Annotated in this window: 14 protein-coding genes; 4 read left to right on the top strand and 10 right to left on the bottom strand. The window is 41.8% G+C overall.

The window, feature by feature from the left end:
• The 5 genes from mrdA to purH form a co-directional block, all read right to left on the bottom strand.
• Window positions 1-2,019, bottom strand: a complete 2,019-nt coding sequence (gene mrdA, locus BLS59_RS05480; RefSeq protein ID WP_091145820.1) for a penicillin-binding protein 2 — start codon at window positions 2,017-2,019, stop codon at window positions 1-3.
• Window positions 2,016-2,534, bottom strand: a complete 519-nt coding sequence (locus tag BLS59_RS05475) for a rod shape-determining protein MreD (RefSeq protein WP_091145817.1) — start codon at window positions 2,532-2,534, stop codon at window positions 2,016-2,018. The genes mrdA and BLS59_RS05475 overlap by 4 nt, the downstream gene beginning before the upstream one ends.
• Window positions 2,527-3,360 (bottom strand): rod shape-determining protein MreC, encoded by an 834-nt coding sequence (gene mreC, locus BLS59_RS05470; protein ID WP_091145813.1) that lies wholly within the window; start codon window positions 3,358-3,360, stop codon window positions 2,527-2,529. The genes BLS59_RS05475 and mreC overlap by 8 nt, the downstream gene beginning before the upstream one ends.
• Before the next feature lie 97 nt (window positions 3,361-3,457).
• Window positions 3,458-4,480 (bottom strand): rod shape-determining protein, encoded by a 1,023-nt coding sequence (locus BLS59_RS05465; protein ID WP_090651245.1) that lies wholly within the window; start codon window positions 4,478-4,480, stop codon window positions 3,458-3,460.
• A gap of 215 nt (window positions 4,481-4,695) precedes the next feature.
• Window positions 4,696-6,225 carry a bifunctional phosphoribosylaminoimidazolecarboxamide formyltransferase/IMP cyclohydrolase gene (gene purH / locus BLS59_RS05460; RefSeq protein WP_091145809.1) on the bottom strand — a complete coding sequence of 510 codons (1,530 nt, stop codon included), beginning with the start codon at window positions 6,223-6,225 and terminating at the stop codon, window positions 4,696-4,698.
• 435 nt (window positions 6,226-6,660) lie between these two features.
• Here purH and fabG point away from each other — a divergent pair, with 435 nt between their 5' ends.
• The 4 genes from fabG (at window position 6,661) to BLS59_RS05440 (ending at window position 11,802) form a co-directional block, all read left to right on the top strand.
• Entirely contained in the window at window positions 6,661-7,404 is a 744-nt protein-coding gene (gene fabG / locus BLS59_RS05455) for a 3-oxoacyl-[acyl-carrier-protein] reductase (protein ID WP_091145807.1), read from the top strand.
• A 239-nt stretch (window positions 7,405-7,643) separates the two neighbouring features.
• Window positions 7,644-8,237: a hypothetical protein gene (locus tag BLS59_RS05450; protein ID WP_091145804.1), complete on the top strand. Its 594-nt coding sequence runs from the start codon at window positions 7,644-7,646 to the stop codon at window positions 8,235-8,237.
• Between the two features lie 150 nt (window positions 8,238-8,387).
• Window positions 8,388-10,469 (top strand): vWA domain-containing protein, encoded by a 2,082-nt coding sequence (locus BLS59_RS05445; RefSeq protein WP_091145800.1) that lies wholly within the window; start codon window positions 8,388-8,390, stop codon window positions 10,467-10,469.
• 166 nt (window positions 10,470-10,635) lie between these two features.
• The gene (locus BLS59_RS05440; RefSeq protein WP_091145796.1) at window positions 10,636-11,802 is read left to right on the top strand and encodes an acyltransferase family protein; all 1,167 of its coding nucleotides are present in this window, start codon (window positions 10,636-10,638) and stop codon (window positions 11,800-11,802) included.
• A gap of 296 nt (window positions 11,803-12,098) precedes the next feature.
• On the opposite strand, the gene BLS59_RS05435 is transcribed toward BLS59_RS05440, so the two are convergent.
• The 5 genes from BLS59_RS05435 to BLS59_RS05415 all read right to left on the bottom strand — a co-directional run bounded on the left by BLS59_RS05435 (window position 12,099) and on the right by BLS59_RS05415 (window position 17,847).
• Window positions 12,099-12,422: an FtsB family cell division protein gene (locus BLS59_RS05435; protein ID WP_317039746.1), complete on the bottom strand. Its 324-nt coding sequence runs from the start codon at window positions 12,420-12,422 to the stop codon at window positions 12,099-12,101.
• Window positions 12,423-12,562: 140 nt separating this feature from the next.
• On the bottom strand, window positions 12,563-13,918 hold the full coding sequence (locus BLS59_RS05430; RefSeq protein WP_091145793.1) for a DEAD/DEAH box helicase: 1,356 nt from the start codon (window positions 13,916-13,918) through the stop codon (window positions 12,563-12,565).
• Window positions 13,919-14,150: 232 nt separating this feature from the next.
• Window positions 14,151-14,693 carry a signal peptidase II gene (gene lspA, locus BLS59_RS05425; protein ID WP_091145789.1) on the bottom strand — a complete coding sequence of 181 codons (543 nt, stop codon included), beginning with the start codon at window positions 14,691-14,693 and terminating at the stop codon, window positions 14,151-14,153.
• A 240-nt stretch (window positions 14,694-14,933) separates the two neighbouring features.
• A complete protein-coding gene (gene eno, locus BLS59_RS05420) occupies window positions 14,934-16,229 on the bottom strand; it encodes a phosphopyruvate hydratase (RefSeq protein WP_091145786.1) in 1,296 nt (431 codons plus the stop codon).
• An 895-nt stretch (window positions 16,230-17,124) separates the two neighbouring features.
• Window positions 17,125-17,847, bottom strand: coding sequence for a DUF2490 domain-containing protein (locus BLS59_RS05415; protein WP_205411190.1), 723 nt, complete (start codon window positions 17,845-17,847; stop codon window positions 17,125-17,127).
• Window positions 17,848-17,865 lie beyond the last annotated feature (18 nt).

Genomic DNA, 17,865 nt, shown 5'->3' with positions numbered 1-17,865 from the left:
CTACTTACCTTTACCCCTTCCTGCAAAAAGATTACCCCAGCTACCTGGTTTATTATTTTTTGCTGATTTAAGCTGAGTGGCCTTTTTCATTGAATCGGCCTTAAATTTTTTAATGGAGTCGGCTTTTACGGCCCGGATGCTATCCCTTCTGCGCTCCCTTTGCAAATCGTGCTGGTAAAGAGCAAGATCGGGCAGCAGGTTCATGTTGGCAAACTCGTCAACCGTAATACCCGATTCTCGTTTGGTGATCATCCCCTTCAGATACTTTTCTACAATAAAACTAGCTATCGGCGCGGCATAGTTACCACCATCGCCCGAGTTTTCAACCACTACAGCAATAGCTATCTTTGGGTTTTCCCTTGGCGCGTAGGCTACAAACAGCGAGTGATTTTTACCATGCGGATTTTGCGCCGTACCCGTTTTACCGCACATTATTATACCCGGTATCCTCGAACGCCGGGCGGTAGCATAGCCGTTATTACCTTCAACCACATTTTGCATCCCATCAATAACAGGCTCAAAATATTGCGGATCGATACCTACATAATTTTTTTGCGTGTACTCGTCTTTTATTATGTCCTTATCGCCAATGCCTTTTATTAAATGCGGTTTATAAAAGAACCCATGGTTCGCAATCGTACACTCAATATTGGCCAGCTGCATAGGAGTAGCTTCCAGTTCGCCCTGCCCAATAGCTAATGATATAATGGTGCTTGAGCGCCACCTGCCGGGATGATATATATTATCATAGTGCAAGGCGGTAGGAACATTACCGCGACCTTCGTTTGGAATATCAACCCCAAGCTTTGCGCCCAGGCCAAATTTATTTACCTTATTACGCCAGTCAACAAATGAGGGTGTGGTGTTCCTGGGGCCTCTCGCATTCATTAGTTTTTCAAAAACCATGTCAAAGAACCCATTACATGAACCGGCAATAGCGTTACTTAAATTTACCACACCGTGTACGTGTGTACATTTTACTTTAACGTTACCAGCCATGTAATAGCCCGGACAGTTATAGGTAGTTTGCGGAGTTATCAAACCCTCCTGCAGAGCAACCAAAGCACTCAATGGTTTAAATGACGATCCCGGCGGATAATAGGCCTGAATAGGTCTGGTAAAAAATGGCTTGTAGGGATCGTTATACATTTTGGCCGAGTTGTTACCACGCTCGCGCCCTACCATTAGGTTAGGATCATAGGTGGGACTGCTCACATAGCAAAGTATCTCGCCGGTAGAGGGCTCAATAGCCACAATGCTACCCAGCTTGTCTTTCATCAATTTTTCGCCGAGCTTTTGTATTTCGATATCAAGTGATGAAGTAAGGCGCTCGCCCGATCTTGCAACCGTATCCAGCGCGCCGTTGGCATATGAGCCTTTAGGTATACCGCGCGAATCAACCATTTGCACCTTTACGCCGCGTTGTCCTCTTAAAACTTCTTCGTAGGATTTCTCTACCCCGGTTACGCCAATGTAATCACCCAGGCGGTAATAACCGTTTGAGCGTTTAATATCACGTGGGGTGGCCTCGCCAATAAAACCCAGGAACTGCGCCGCAACTGAATCGGGGTAAGCACGTACCGTACGGGGCTGCACATAAAAGCCCGGAAATTCAAATAATTTTTCCTGTAAAGCTGCATACATCTCTACCGGCAGCTGCTTTTCAAAAGGCGACTCTTTATTGGGCGAATATTTAATGGCTTTGGCAAGGCGTTTATCAAAACCCGCTTTATCTATACCCAGCATTTTGCAAAAGGCAACGGTATCAAATGCCCTTACCTCTTTAGGGTTAACGTTTACATCATATATCGGCTCGTTTTGCACCAATACACGCCCCTTACGGTCAAGTATAGGGCCCCGGGCCGGATAAACTATCTGCGTGCGCCTTACGTTGCTGTTGGCATACAGCGTGTAGCGATCGTCTACAATTTGTATGTAAAACAGCCGGGCAAGCAGGGTAATAATTATAACAATGAATATGCCGGTTACAACGTAGCGCCGCTCAAAAAATTTGTTCATTTACGTTCTTTCCTTTTGAAAAATAGCAGGCCTGAAATCAGCATCAAAAATACTGTAAATAATGAACTCAAAACAACACGGCTTAGTGTGTATTGTATTTCGTCGATACTAAAAACCTCTAAATTGAGCAGGAAAAAATGATGAAAGAAGGTAAGTATAACGGCATAGGTTAAAAACCACCTGAAACCCATAATACTCAGGGTTGGTTCGGGCTCGTTATCAAAGCCATCTTTTTGCACCGTTATACTGATGAACAGCACACGCACCAATGCCAGTAAAACGCAAGCAGCGGCATGCAAACCCGGGGTATCGTAAAAAGCATCAACAGTGAGGCCTAAAATAAACGACAGTGCAAACAACAATACGTTTGGCACCTCGAAAGGCAACAGCAGGATAAACAGAATATAAAAGTATGGCGTAGCCAGGTTATAAAAGGTGATGTTTTTGAGCAGAAAAACCTGCATAAAAACCAAAACCAAAAAGCGGATGGTATTAACTAATATGGTTCTACTCATTTTTATCCTGCACGGCCTCCAGTCCCGCCTGTTCAAGTGCAAATTTGTTATTTACTACGTAAACGTATTGAAGTTTGGTAAAATCAACTGCAAGCGCTACCTCCACATTAAGCAGCAAACCGCCGCCCTTGGCATGCAGATTGGTAATTTTACCAAATGGTATGCCCGTAGGGAAAAGCGAATAGCCCGATGTTACCACTTGTTCGTTAAGTTTTGGCTGCGCATTGTTCTGCATATCTATCAGTAAACCTTTATGCGGATCGAGATCTACACCCCAAATGAATGAGCCTATCTGCTTATCATTGGCCAGCATAGCACTAAAGCGTGTGTTTTTATGTAATACCGATTGTATGATAGCCAAATGATCAGTAACGTTAATAACCTGCCCCACTACGCCGTTGCTGTTTATTACGCCCATATCCTTGGCAATACCATCGCGGCTGCCCCTGTTTATGGTGATATAGTTACTGCGTTTGTTAAAGGAGTTATTGATAACCTTGGCCACTATGTAGGTGTACTGTTGTTTATAAACGGTATCAACCACTTTATGCTTTTCTACCGTATCTACATAAAATGCAGATTTAAGCTGCCCCCTAAGCTTGGCGTTTTCAAGCGCCAGGCTATCGTTCACATCTTTTAATGACAGGTATCCTTTAAACTCGCTTACTTGCGCAAATAAACCGCCGGTAACCTTGTTTTGCGAATTAATAAAAGTAGCTTTTTGAAAAGAGTTATATTTTATGTAGATAAGCAGGGCGCTCAGCTCAAAAATAAGAAACAGAAAAAACGCGTTATACTTAGTGATAAAAATCAAGAGGTTACGCATCGTTTTATAATTATTGAATTATTGAATTACCGAGTTATTGAATTAAAAAGATCCTAAAATCACTAATTCAATAACTCAATAATTCAGTAATTATAGGCTATTGCATTAAAAATTTAAAATTACCTATATTTTTAAGGGCGGTTCCGGTTCCGCGTACTACGGCACGTAGTGGATCTTCGGCTACGTGAACGGGTAGCTTTGTTTTGGCTGCCACACGTTTATCCAGTCCGCGCAAAAGGGCGCCGCCACCGGTTAAGTAAATACCAGTCTGGTAAATATCTGCCGAAAGCTCTGGCGGGGTAATTTCCAACGCTTTTAATATCGCTTCTTCTATTTTAGAGATAGATTTATCCAAACAATGCGCAATCTCAGTGTATGATACCATAATCTGCTTTGGCACACCTGTCATCAAGTCGCGACCTTGTACGGCAAAATCAGCCGGTGGATCTGCAAGCTCTGGCAATGCCGCGCCTACTTCAATTTTAATTTTCTCGGCAGTACGATCACCTATCATAATGTTGTGCTGACGGCGGATATACTGAACAATATCCGAGTCGAAGTTATCTCCCGCTACGCGGATAGACTGATCGCAAACGATACCCGATAACGCGATAACCGCAATTTCGGTAGTACCACCGCCAATATCAATGATCATGTTACCCATAGGCTCTTCCACATCAATACCAATACCTACCGCAGCAGCCATTGGCTCATGAATAAGGTAAACCTCTTTGGCACCGGCAATCTCGGCCGAATCACGTACGGCACGTTTCTCTACCTCGGTAATACCCGATGGGATACAGATAACCATACGTAACGACGGAAAGAACCATCCTTTACCCTGATTTATCATTTTTATCATACCGCGTATCATGTGCTCGGCAGCGTTAAAGTCGGCAATTACACCATCTTTAAGCGGACGAACGGTACGGATGTTATCGTGTGTTTTACCCTCCATTTGCATGGCCTGCCTGCCTATGGCGATAACTTTATTGGTAGTCCTGTCGAACGCCACGATAGACGGTTCATCGACAACCACTTTATCATTATGTATAATAAGGGTATTGGCAGTACCCAAATCGATAGCAATTTCTTGTGTAAAAAAGTTAAATAAACCCATCTAATGTTTCCTTGAAATAATCTGCAAAGTTTATAAAAATACGCTTAATAAAATTACATAGTTGCAATTAAAAGCGTTAAAAATTAATATTTATTGTTCGGGAAGTTGATTTAGTTGGATTGGGTTGATTATGTTGATTAAGTTAAATACTTTCTGCACCTTTCTCAACCACTCACCTAATCAACTCAATCAACCATTCACTTTTTTCACCCAAATTAATGCTTAAAGTGACGCACGCCTGTAGTAACCATAGCGATGTTTTTTTCATCGCACATGGCTATAGATAGCTTGTCGTTTATTGATCCGCCTGGTTGTAACACGGCTGTAATACCTGCTTCGGCAGCCAGTTCAACACAATCAGCAAACGGGAAAAACGCGTCAGACGCCATAACAGCACCTTTCAAATCAAACCCAAAGCTATTGGCTTTAATAACAGCCTGCTTCAATGAATCGACCCTTGAAGTTTGACCAACACCACTTGATATCAAACTGTTGTTTTTAGCGAACACGATAGTATTTGATTTGGTGTGCTTAACTACTTTATTGGCAAAATGAAGGTCTTTCAATTCCTGCTCGGTTGGTTTGCGGTTGGTAACCGGGGTCATTTGAGTTGGACCTTCAATAACGGCATCTTTATCCTGCTCAATAACACCGTTCAATAAAGTTTTGAACTGCTTAACAGGCAGCTCTACCGGCTGGCGAACCAATATGATACGGTTCTTTTTAGCCTGTAATATCTGTACCGCCTCGTCTGTATAAGCTGGTGCAATCAGCACTTCATAAAATATCTTGTCTATCTCGGTAGCAGTAGCAGCGTCAATCTCGTCATTGGCAATAATTACACCACCAAAGGCCGAAACCGGGTCGCAAGCCAAAGCATCTATCCAGGCCTCTTTAATGAAAGAGCGTGATGCTATACCGCAGGCATTGGTGTGTTTTAAAATAGCAATGGTAGGCTCATTGGTAAACTCATCAATAAGGGCAACGGCAGCGTCAACATCAACCAGGTTATTGTAGGAAAGCTCTTTACCGTTCAATTTATTGAACATGGCATCAAGGTTACCATAAAAAGTACCTTTTTGATGCGGGTTTTCGCCGTAACGCAAGGTTTGGCTGGTTTGGATACTTTGTTTAAATACCGGCAGCGGCTCTTCTGTATTAAAATACTGGAAAATGTGGGTATCGTAGTTTGATGTAATGTTGAATGCCTTATGCGCAAAAGACTTACGTTGGTCAATTGTGGTAACACCATCCTGTGTTTTCAGAATATCTTCCAGCACACCGTAGTCATTTTTTGACGCAACGATAACTACATCTTTAAAATTTTTGGCTCCCGCGCGGATCAGGGAAATACCACCGATATCTATCTTCTCGATCACATCTTCGGCACCGGCGCCAGATTGTACAGTTTCTTCAAAAGGGTACAGATCTACAATTACCAGGTCAATCTCCGGAATGTCGTATTCAGCCAGCTGCTTTTGGTCGCCGTCATAACTTCTGCGGGCTAAAATACCGCCGAACACCTTAGGGTGCAGGGTTTTAACACGTCCGCCTAAAATAGAAGGATATGATGTAAGGTCCTCCACAGGAATTACATTAACGCCTAAATTGCGGATAAAAGTTTCGGTACCACCGGTTGAATATATGTTAACACCAAGGCGGTTTAACTCGTGAATAATGGGCTCTAAATTATCTTTGTAATAAACAGAAATTAAAGCGTTTTTTATTTGAACAGACTGGCTCATTTACTGTGTTTTTTTGAGCCGCAAAGGTAGTGATATTTAGTTAATTGGTTAATTAATTTATAAAGGAATTGTTAAGTAATTGAGGCGTTGCGGCACATCGGTGTTTTTAGCTTATGAAAAGGTATTGGGAGATGGAATTTATTGCCTAATGAAATAATGTATAATAAATAACGCTGCAGGGTTAGTTTTTTCTTTCATCTTGTTCCTAAAATCCTTGATCTATACAAGGGCAATGCCTTCGGCCCGGGCTGTACACTAATACTGCGCAGGCATTAGCCACGGGCCGGTATCCGTTTCCATCCCTATTGCAAATATTTAATACCATGATCTATGAGCCATCATCTATGAACATTTTTCAACTTCCGGACTTTCCCGACTTTTCGGACTTTCGGACTAATTCCCTAACTTCACCGCCCGAAATCATATACTCAAATTATGAAATTATTAGAAGGAAAAACAGCGCTTATTACCGGTGCATCAAAAGGTATAGGTCGTAAAATAGCCGAAAAGTTTGCCGAACACGGCGCCAACGTGGCATTTACCTATTTATCATCTGTTGAAAAAGGCGAAGCCTTAGAGCAGGAGTTGCAAAGTTTTGGCACCCAGGTTAAAGGCTACCGCTCCGATGCATCTAAATTTGATGAGGCCGAAAAACTGGTAAACGACATTGTTGCCGATTTTGGTACTTTACATATTGTAGTTAACAACGCCGGCATCACTAAAGATGGTTTGCTGATGCGCATGACTGAAGAAGCATGGGACGATGTTTTGGAAGTAAACCTTAAATCAATCTTCAACCTTACCAAAGCCGCCTCTAAGATCATGATGAAAAACCGCAATGGTGTGTTCATTAATATGAGTTCGGTTGTTGGCGTGCAGGGTAATGCCGGTCAGGCTAACTATGCGGCTTCAAAGGCAGGTATCATCGGTTTCTCTAAATCAATAGCAAAAGAGCTTGGTTCACGTAACATCCGTACCAACGTTGTTGCCCCAGGCTTTATCAAAACCGAAATGACCGATGTGCTCGACCCTAAAGTGGTTGAAGGATGGGCAGCAGCTATCCCGCTTAAACGCGCCGGCGCTACCGAAGATGTGGCCAATGCCTGTGTTTTCCTGGCATCAGATATGGCCGCATACATCACCGGGCAGGTTATCCCTGTTGATGGCGGAATGCTTTAGGTTTAAGACAAAATTCAAAAGTAAAAATTCAAAAAAGCTCCTTTTGTCATTCTGAGGTACGAAGAATCTAATCGCAAAATTTGCTTACCGTACAATAGATGCTTCAGTACGGTTAGCATGACAACTTTTTTAACAAGGCAAGCTAAAAACTTGCCTTGTTTGGTTTAAGGGCATTTTGTATTAAATTGGATTGATTTTTTAGAATCACTACATTTATAACAATCCCAATAACCTTAAACGTGAATAAACTTGCCTTTCTGCTTCTTTTAATTCCTTGCATTGTCTTTGGGCAAAAAAAACATTCGCTGCAAAAACCACCCACCTATCAGGAAGCATTGCAGCTACAAAAGTTTGACCAATGCCTACATCAAGATTTATTTACAGCTAAACAAAGGCGTACTTTCTTTCCTTTCAATACAACCAATAGTATTAAGATAATCTCTTTCAATGACCCAAAGGCCAATTTTAATTACCTGCCGGTAAAATATCATATTATAGATAAGACTAAGGTTAGAGAGATAAAAACCTTATCAAATAATGGCATTGATTCCTTAACTGATATATTATACAACATTGGCTACACGCCTATGAAGGGTGGTTTAGCAATAGCTGACCCGGGCGGCAAATGTTATAACCCCAGGAACGCCATACTATTTATTGACAAAAAAGGCCATGTAAGTGAATACATTGAATTTTGTTTCCAGTGTCAAAAAATAGAATTTAGTTCAGAAAAAATCAGGAAAACCGCTTATTGCAAGCAAAAGTTCGACCTATTACGACGTTACTTTTTAGCTCAGGGAATTAAAATCGGCACAATACTCGAAACAAGATAAGTCAATTGCGCTCGTTTGTAACGACTGCTTAAAACATCACCGCGTTTGCAACGCATCTTCGTTATGCAAATGCCGTAAAACTTATTCCCTTCATTTCACAATATTTTCGCATTTTGCAGTCAGCGCTAAAACATACGGCGTATACTAATAATGTTTTCACTTACATGGGGTTCGGTTTCGGGATGGTGGGTGCCTGCCTGTTTGGTACTGGGTGTCGCTTACGCCTGGCTGCTTTACCGGCAACCGGTTAACCTGGGCAAAAACTTCAGGCTGGCGCTGGCAGCTATCCGCGCTATTGTGGTGTTTTTTATAGCCATACTACTGGTATCGCCCCTGGTAAAAACGGTTAAATACGATCCGCAGAAACCGCTTGTATTAATTGCGCAGGATAACTCCTCATCTATAAACACTTTTAAACCCGCAGGCTTTAATTCCGAAAAGCTAATAAGCGACCTCGCCAATCTCAAACAACAACTTGGCGACAAATATGATGTGCAGGAATTTAATTTCGGCAAGGAATTAAGCAATGGACTATCCGGCAAATTCGATGGTAAACAAACTGATATTGCCAATGCTCTGCGCCAGCTAAACAACAGGTTTGTCAACCAAAACATCGGCGCGCTGATCCTGGCAACCGACGGTCTGTACAACCAGGGTAACGACCCACAATACGAAGCCCAAAACATCAAGACAAGTATTTATACCATTGCCCTGGGGGATACCGTTGCCAAACGCGATTTGCTGATAGGCAATGTAAACTACAACAAAACCGCCTTTCTTGGTAACGATTTTGAGGTGGAGGTTTTGGTTGCCGCCTATCAAAGCCAGGGCGAAACCATTCACCTTTCAGTTACAGAAGATGGCAAACAGGTGTACAGCCAAAACATTGCCGTAACATCAGCCGATTTTAAAAAGCTTGTCCCCATAAAACTTACTGCCGATAAAAAAGGATTAAGGAAATACAACATCAGCATAGCACCGGTTAAAAACGAGCTGTCAACCCAAAACAATACCGAAACCATTTATGTAGATGTGCTGGATGCGCGCCAAAAAGTGCTGGTACTATACCAAAGCGCCCACCCGGATATTACGGTGATCAAACAAGCCATTGAAACCAATAAAAACTTTGAAGTAAAAACCAGTCTACTGACCGATATAAACGGCATTAAACTGGCCGATTATAGCCTGATTATCCTCTACCAGATCTCGGCCGGCGATGCTACTCCGGTAAAAACCTTCATCAGCCAAAGTAAAACGCCGGTTTGGTACATTGTTGGCGCGCAAAGCAATGTACAGGTTTTTAATGCCGCGCAAAACGTAGTTAAAATAAGCGCGGGCAGCGATGAAACGCAGGAAGTTTTTGCCCTGCCCGAAAACGGCTTTTCGGCATTTACCTTGTCCGATTCATCGCGCAAAAAAATAAGTGTGCTGCCGCCTTTGCTGGCGCCGTTTGGCAGTTATGCTACATCGGTAAACTCGGCTATTTTATTACGCCAAAAAATTGGCGCAGTAGCCACCACCTACCCATTGCTAGCCTTCGGCGACGATGCGGGCAGGCGCATAGCTGTTTTAACTGGCGAGGGGCTATGGCGCTGGCAGCTTGCCGAGTACCAGAACTACGGCAACCGCAACGCCACAGACGAGCTACTGAGTCAAACTGTACAATACCTAACCGCTAATGCCAACCGCCAGCGGTTTAGGGTTTACCCGGCCCGTAATGTTTTTGACGAGGGGGAAAACGTAATCATTAACGCCGAGCTTTACAACGACGCACTGGAACTGATAAATACGCCGGATGTTAAGATAGATTTGAAAAGCAACGCTGGAAAAAGTTATAGCTTCCTGTTTAGTCGTACGGGGCAAAGCTACCAGTTGGATGCAGGCACCTTGCCCGTTGGCGAATATAATTATGCCGCCACAACTAAAAACGGCACCCAGCAGTTTAAAGCCGCCGGACAGCTAACCGTAAAACCACTTAACCTGGAAACTCGCCAAAGTGCAGCCAACCATCAACTTCTGCAAACTATAGCCAAACAAAGCGGCGGCCAGATGCTGCCCCCATCCCAAATAGGCCAGCTTGCCAACCTCATCCGCAAAAACGACAATATTAAAACAGTGGTATACGAGGACAAACACTACAGCGATATCATTGATATAAAATGGCTGTTTGTGCTGATACTTGCCCTGCTATCAGCCGAATGGTTTTTGAGGAAGCGTGAGGGGGAGATTTAGGGTTGATGGAGGAAAGGACAAAAGAGCAAGGAGTAAAGATAAAAACAAAAAAGCCGGGCTTTTTTAATGCCTCAACCCTAATTGTAAAAATTTAGCTGTAACGTACGGTTCTTGTAATTAGCAACCCCTTTTTACCTAAATTACACAACAAACTCCTGAACTTTTGATGCTATCTCCCACCTTAAATATTTCTGACAAACACAAGCTTTTAGGTTTAGATCATCTGCGGGCTTTTGCAATTATTTATGTTTTGCTGTTTCATTATCAAGTAATGTTTGGCCACCCGGATTGGGTGAATAAAATTGGCAGTTTCGGGTGGACGGGTGTCGACCTGTTTTTTGTTTTAAGCGGATTCCTCATCGCCGGGCAGTTGTTTAGCACCATTGCCAAAGGGCATAAAATTTCCATGCGAGAGTTTTTTGTAAAACGTTTCTTCCGCATTATTCCACCTTATTTGGTTATGATAGCGTTGTATGTGACGTTTCCATTTTTACGCGAGCGGGACGGCATGGCGCCTTTATGGCAATACCTCACTTTTACTTTGAACCTTCATTTAGATTTGCGACAAACAGGAACGTTCACCCACTCATGGTCCCTTTGTGTGGAGGAGCAGTTTTATTTGATATTGCCCTTAACCATTTTACTGCTTAACTATTTGAGTGTAGGCAAAAAAGCAGTTTACTTGTTAGCAGCCTTATTTATGGGAGGTTTTTTAATTCGATACGTCAACTGGCACTACTTCATCGAACCCAATTTGCCTTCAGACAACTTTGGCGCGTTATTTAATAAGGTTATTTACTACCCTACTTATAACCGCCTGGATGGCTTGCTTGTTGGGGTTGGTATTGCGGGTTTGTATACCTTTTATCCACATATTAAAAATAGCATCAACAAATACAGCAACGTACTGATGCTGGTAGGTATATCCATTTTAATTGGGGCGTATTTTGTTTGCACCCCACAACAAACCTTTAGCACCTGCATTTTCGGTTATCCCTTAATTGCTATTGGCTATGGATTTATTGTAGCGGCAATAGTGTGCCCAGGAAATGTATTTTTTAGCATAAAATCATGGATTACATCGCAAATAGCTACGTTATCGTACGGCATCTATCTTATTCACAAGCTAATGATACACGTTACCCAAACCTTGCTTGGTAAAGTGGGGATAAACGTAAATAGTAACCTGATGATGCTTTGTTGCCTGGCGAGTACCGTAGCCGGCGCTTTGGTACTGCGATATGCTATTGAAAAACCATCATTGAAGTTGAGGGATAAGGTTTTAGGTAGAAAACAGGAGATAAGGGTTGGGATACAAAAAACTTCGGCTTGATTGCAGTGATTTGGAGAAACTCCTCCCAATGAATTATATTAAATAGGAATGTCACTTCGACGAGCCAGCGCGGGAATTGATTGTACGTGAGGGCAAGGAGAAATTTCCTGCGGAATACCGCGCCTAAATTGCATATCGCCGAAGATTTCTCACTCATACCTCGCATCGAAATGACACTTTTTTTAAACTGAATCATTTCTTTCAAAGCGAAACAGCACCCACAAAAAAAGCGATGAGCTAAACTCATCGCTTTCAAAATATCTTATTTCTTGATGCTAACTTCTTAATTCTTCTCCCTATTTATCCTTTTTTTCCCGTACTATTAGATAAACATCTTCGTTATCTTTTTTCATGAGGTATTTTTCGCGGGCAAATTTTTCTAATTGCTGGGGATTTGAGGTAAGTTCGCTTAGCTCTTTGTTAACCTGGTCGGTTTCTACTTTATAAAAATCACGTTCCTGCTCCAGTTTTTTTACCTGTTGACGATATTCATATTGTGAGAACAGATCGTTCTTGTCAAAAAAAATCATCCACACTAAAAAAGCCATCGTAACCAAAAAAAACTTGTTCTTAACAAGATCGATAAGGCGTTTCATTGATATAGGCGCTGTTAATTTCATTTAAAGCTATTTATTTTTTTTGACAGCAGCAAATATGCTTATTAACTTATTAACACGGAAATTTACTTGAAAGTAGAAAAACTCATTAAACAAAACAGGGTACAATAAATCGTACCCTGTTTAATATTTATTGTATCTGATTACCTTCTGCCAGATGACCTGCTTGCGCCACTCATGCCGCTGCTGCCACCTGTACTTCCAGACCGGTTACCACTACCACCCGTACGATTGCCGCCTGGTTTGCCACCGCCGTTACCGGATGGTTTGCGACCACTGCCGCCTCTGCCGCTGTCGCGTTTAAAGCTGCCCGATCCTTTTTTTGATTGGCCGGCCAATAACGTTGCAGTCATTGCTACAGGGTTCATTGGGTAAGGGTGCCCTTCTTCAACAGGAATTTCCTTTGCAATAAGTTTATGAATATCCCTTAAAAACAAGATCTCTTCCTCATCGCAAAAAGTAAGTGCTATACCATTTGCCCCGGCACGGCCTGTACGGCCAATACGGTGTACGTAAGTTTCGGGAATATTAGGTATCTCGTAGTTAATAACGTGTGTAAGCTCATCAATATCAATACCACGGGCAGCAATATCTGTAGCTATAAGCACGCGTGTTGTGCGGTTCTTAAAGTTTGTTAATGCCCGCTGACGCGCGTTTTGTGACTTATTACCGTGGATGGCTTCGGCAGTTATGCCAACTTTAACCAGGTCTTTAACCACCTTATCGGCACCATGTTTTGTACGGGTAAATACCAGCGCGGTTTTAATGTTCTTATCCTTTAATATATGGATCAGCAATGCTTTTTTATCGTTCTTCTCTACATAAAACAATGATTGCTGTATAGTATCGGCAGTTGATGATACCGGGGTAACCTCAATCTTTTCAGGTTTGGTTAATATGGTATCGGCCAGCGACTGGATCTCATTTGGCATGGTAGCCGAAAAGAACAGCGTTTGCCTGTTTTTAGGAACTTTAGCTATTATCTTTTTAACGTCGTTTACAAAGCCCATATCCAGCATACGGTCGGCTTCATCTAACACCAGCATTTTAATATGATCCAGGTGAACATGACGCTGGTTCATCAAATCCAGCAAACGACCGGGAGTAGCTATCAAAATATCAACGCCGCGCCTTAAAGCGTCAACTTGCGGGTTTTGTGATACACCGCCAAAAATAACCAGGTTTCTTAAACCGGTATGCTTACCATAATTGGTAAAGCTTTCGGCAATTTGTATGGCCAGTTCGCGGGTTGGGGTTAGTATTAACGCTTTGATGGTTTTTTGCTCTTTATGAGCCATCCTGTCGTTATATAATAACTGTAAAATAGGCAGCGCGAAGGCTGCGGTTTTACCTGTACCTGTTTGGGCGCAACCTAATAAATCCCGTTGTTGTAATATAATAGGTATAGCTTGTGCCTGTATTGGGGTAGGTGTAGTATATCCCTCTGTTTTTAAGGCCTTGAGGAGAGGCTCAATTAATTTTAAATTTTCGAATGACATGATTCTTTAAATGTGCAGATATGCAAATTTCAGATGTGCAGATGTGCGGGTACATATAATCCCGGCGCCAGTTAACTTTTATAGGAGGAACCTGAATTTGTGCAAAGATACGCTTTTTATTGTTAACAATATTTTAGCTACAAATAAGCTGCGAATGTGCAGATATACAGTGATGTGCAGATTTTATATATGCAATTCAAAGTCCTCTCCTTTGGAGAGGATTAGGTGAGGCTTACGATTCCGCAGTAACGCTTTCTTCGCTTTCAGCATTTTCCTGGGCTTTGCGGTCGCGCTCGCGGATGTAGGAGTTTAGCAGCAGTATGCCCACGCCTATCATGATAAACACATCGGCTACGTTAAATACACCGGTTTCGAAGATCTTGAAATCCATGTGCATAAAATCGGTTACGCTGCCGTACCGTAGCCTGTCGTACAGATTACCGAAGCCGCCGGCAAGGATCAATATAATACCTACCTGGTTAAGTTTGGTTAAATTAGGCTTTAACAGCACGTACAATAGTCCCCATAAAAGGGCGAGGGATGGTAAAAGGGCAAGTATGATAAACCGCCACGGGTTGGGCATCGAATCGCCGAGGCTTAGGAAGGCGCCGGTGTTTTCAACCTTGGTAAGGGTGATGAAATTTTTTATCACGACTATGTTATCATAGGCGTTAATGTGCTGGCGCACGTATATTTTAGAAACCTGGTCTGCCGCAATAGCCAAAATTAAAATGAGCAACAAGCCCAAACCGCTCAAAATCCTTTTCCTGTTCATTAAAATTTTATTATTGGTTTAGCAAGTTAAGTATGAAATTCTAAAACTTTAAATTCTAAATCCTAAACTTTAAACTCTAAAGTTCTAAATTCTAAAGTTCTAAACTCTAAATCCTAAGTTAAATTTTAAGTTCTAAATGTAAAATTCCAAATTCAAAAAATCCGAAATCGAACATCCGAATTCCGAAATCAAAAAAAAGGCCACCTGTTTTTACGCAGATGGCCCTTTGCTATGGTTTTATTATTTTTTGTAGAATTTGAAATTCTTACCGATGAATTTAGCGTTAGCACCTAATTCTTCTTCAATACGTAATAATTGGTTGTATTTAGCAATCCTGTCTGAACGTGAAGCCGAACCTGTTTTGATCTGTCCGCAATTTAATGCTACAGCTAAATCGGCAATGGTTGCATCCTCAGTTTCGCCGCTACGGTGACTCATTACAGATGTGTAACCATTTGTTTGTGCTAATGATACTGCGTTAATGGTTTCAGTTAATGAACCAATCTGGTTTACTTTAACCAAAATAGAGTTAGCAATATCTTCGTTTATACCTTTTTGTAAACGGGTTGTGTTGGTAACAAACAAATCATCACCTACCAGTTGTACTTTAGCACCCAATTTCTCGGTCAGCAATTTCCAGCCAGCCCAGTCATCTTCGTGCATACCATCTTCAATTGATATAACAGGGTATTTAGATGCTAATTCGGCAAGGTATTCTACCTGCTCGGCACTGGTGCGGATAGCACCTTTTTCGCCTTCAAATTTGGTGTAATCATATTTGCCATCTTTGTAAAACTCAGATGCGGCACAGTCAAACGCAAGGAAAATATCTTCGCCTGGTTTGTAACCTGCTTTTTCAATAGCTTTTAAAACAGTTTCAACAGCATCTTCGGTGCTGTCAAAAGTTGGTGCAAAACCACCTTCATCACCTACAGCGGTAGATAAGCCCCTGTCATGCAGAATTTTTTTCAGGTTATGGAATACTTCGGTACCCCAACGCAATGCTTCAGAAAATGATGGCGCGCCAACTGGCATGATCATAAATTCCTGGAAAGCGATAGGAGCGTCTGAGTGTGAACCACCGTTAATGATGTTCATCATTGGGATAGGTAAAGTATTTGCATTTACACCACCAATGTAGCGGTATAAAGGCTGGCGGCTTTCCTGGGCTGCTGCTTTAGCTACTGCCAAAGAAACACCAAGAATGGCGTTAGCACCAAGTTTACCTTTGTTTTCGGTACCGTCAAGTGCAATCATTATGGCATCGATAGCGTTTTGTTCAAAAACATCAACACCTTTTAACTCAGGAGCAATTAGGTCATTTACGTTGGCAACGGCCTTTAACACGCCTTTACCCATATATTTTGATTTATCATCATCGCGAAGTTCAACAGCCTCGTGCGCACCGGTAGATGCACCAGAAGGTACTGCAGCGCGACCAAAAGCGCCATTTTCAGTTAATACTTCTACTTCGATAGTAGGGTTACCGCGCGAATCTAAAATCTGGCGGGCGTGTACGTCAATTATTAAGCTCATTTTTTTATTGTCAGATATATGTAATTTGTAAACCGCGCTAAGTTAACAGCAAAATCAAGAAATCCCAATCGAAATTTTGAATTTGTAATGATTATTATCAAACAGCGGCCTCATTTAACATTAAATTAATATGCAGATGGTGATTTATTTACAAAATTGATAGGTAATTGATGGAGTAAAGACAGTTAAGATGGAGGATTCGATGGGTTAGATGGGGAATTCAACTCTTAGATAGAAATTCAATGGTACGGTGACAAAACGTAGGGTGGAGATGAATCACTTATGTAGCAATTACAGGTGTTTTATAGTGTTGAGTTGATGGGCGTTTGAATTGATGCAACAACTATGGTGTTTTGTAGTGTTAAGTTGATGAAAGTTTGAATTGATGGGAAATTAATAGGGATGATGATAAAATTATCGTTAATGAAATGGAAATTAATGTGAAAGAGAGTTGTAGAGAAGATAATTAGATAGGCAATGATATATGAAACTACCAATTTATGATTATTGAAAGCTGTTTAAAAATAGATAAAAACTGTGTCATTGCGAGGTACGAAGCAATCTCGTCATACGATTACCTAATTCTATTACCGAATTACCTAACCCTTACAGCAATAACTTGCGGATGAGTTTCAGTAAACCTATAAAACTTTTCTAATACCAAATTTTAACAGTTTCTTAGAAACTCCTTTTGATTATAAGTGTTGAATTATTAATCATCTTATACTCCACTTGGGCGTTGCCTACGGCCGGGCTATCCACTCATACGCCTGCAGGCCTTACGCTTATGGCCGGTATCCGCTCCTATCCCTAACGCAAATTATTTGATAAGCCTAAACTTTTTTTTACTTCAATATTCGATATCGGGCATTCGATGTTCGATATTAAATATAACCTAATCCGTTGTCGTAGGCACATGCTCACGCTGCACAGCGTTTTTACGATGGATGCGGTACATTAACATCAGCATAATATTATCTTTATCGGCAGTTACGCCAGGCGCATAATTGTATTGGTTAAGCCAGCCCGCCTGCACTATCCACGATTTATCGAACTGGTAACCCAGCGCCGCCGACACACGGTTACGCTCAAAATTTGGCACTTTATTATTCAAGAATATCTCATCAAATACCGAAATGAACCATGTTTTAGCCACTATCTTTTTATTATTCAACGGAACAAACACGTTTAAACGATAGCGGAAACGGTTACGGTACAAACCGTTTACCCAACGCTGCTCAACACGGTAACGATGTTCAAGCTTTAAACGATCAAGGAATTGGTTACTGGTAATTTGCTCCCACAAACGGGTTTCGGTAGTGGTTGGGCCTTTATCAAGATCGGTATAATCATAGGTGGTATACCGGCCTGTACCAACAAGGGCGGTGAAGTTTTTATCCAGATCATAGCTTGCCCCTGCCTTTACCTCGTAATACTGAAACTGACTGAAAGCACCGTTTGTACGTGTTTGCAATTCGGTATAACCACCCCATTTGTGGGCGCTGTCACCAGGTAAAACAACGGTAGCTATTCCCCAGGTACCAACCTTTGAGTTTTGTGCATTTGCTAACGATGAGGTGATCATCAGCACCAATAAAAATGAGTAAAATTTAGTCACGTTAATTTCATGTTAAAT

Source organism: Mucilaginibacter pineti (assembly GCF_900101875.1).
Lineage (GTDB): Bacteria > Bacteroidota > Bacteroidia > Sphingobacteriales > Sphingobacteriaceae > Mucilaginibacter > Mucilaginibacter pineti.
Note: the sequence above shows the minus strand (reverse complement) of the source record. Positions and strands in the feature narration are given on the sequence as shown.

Bases quoted from the DNA above. Each gene is read 5' to 3' on its own strand.
- BLS59_RS05430 (WP_091145793.1), bottom strand. From the start codon at position 13,918: ATGTCATTCGAAAATTTAAAATTAATTGAGCCTCTCCTCAAGGCCTTA.
- lspA (WP_091145789.1), bottom strand. From the start codon at position 14,693: ATGAACAGGAAAAGGATTTTGAGCGGTTTGGGCTTGTTGCTCATTTTA.
- BLS59_RS05435 (WP_317039746.1), bottom strand. From the start codon at position 12,422: ATGAAATTAACAGCGCCTATATCAATGAAACGCCTTATCGATCTTGTT.
- BLS59_RS05465 (WP_090651245.1), bottom strand. From the start codon at position 4,480: ATGGGTTTATTTAACTTTTTTACACAAGAAATTGCTATCGATTTGGGT.
- mrdA (WP_091145820.1), bottom strand. From the start codon at position 2,019: ATGAACAAATTTTTTGAGCGGCGCTACGTTGTAACCGGCATATTCATT.
- eno (WP_091145786.1), bottom strand. From the start codon at position 16,229: ATGAGCTTAATAATTGACGTACACGCCCGCCAGATTTTAGATTCGCGC.
- BLS59_RS05440 (WP_091145796.1), top strand. From the start codon at position 10,636: ATGCTATCTCCCACCTTAAATATTTCTGACAAACACAAGCTTTTAGGT.
- BLS59_RS05475 (WP_091145817.1), bottom strand. From the start codon at position 2,534: ATGAGTAGAACCATATTAGTTAATACCATCCGCTTTTTGGTTTTGGTT.
- fabG (WP_091145807.1), top strand. From the start codon at position 6,661: ATGAAATTATTAGAAGGAAAAACAGCGCTTATTACCGGTGCATCAAAA.
- mreC (WP_091145813.1), bottom strand. From the start codon at position 3,360: ATGCGTAACCTCTTGATTTTTATCACTAAGTATAACGCGTTTTTTCTG.
- BLS59_RS05445 (WP_091145800.1), top strand. From the start codon at position 8,388: ATGTTTTCACTTACATGGGGTTCGGTTTCGGGATGGTGGGTGCCTGCC.
- purH (WP_091145809.1), bottom strand. From the start codon at position 6,225: ATGAGCCAGTCTGTTCAAATAAAAAACGCTTTAATTTCTGTTTATTAC.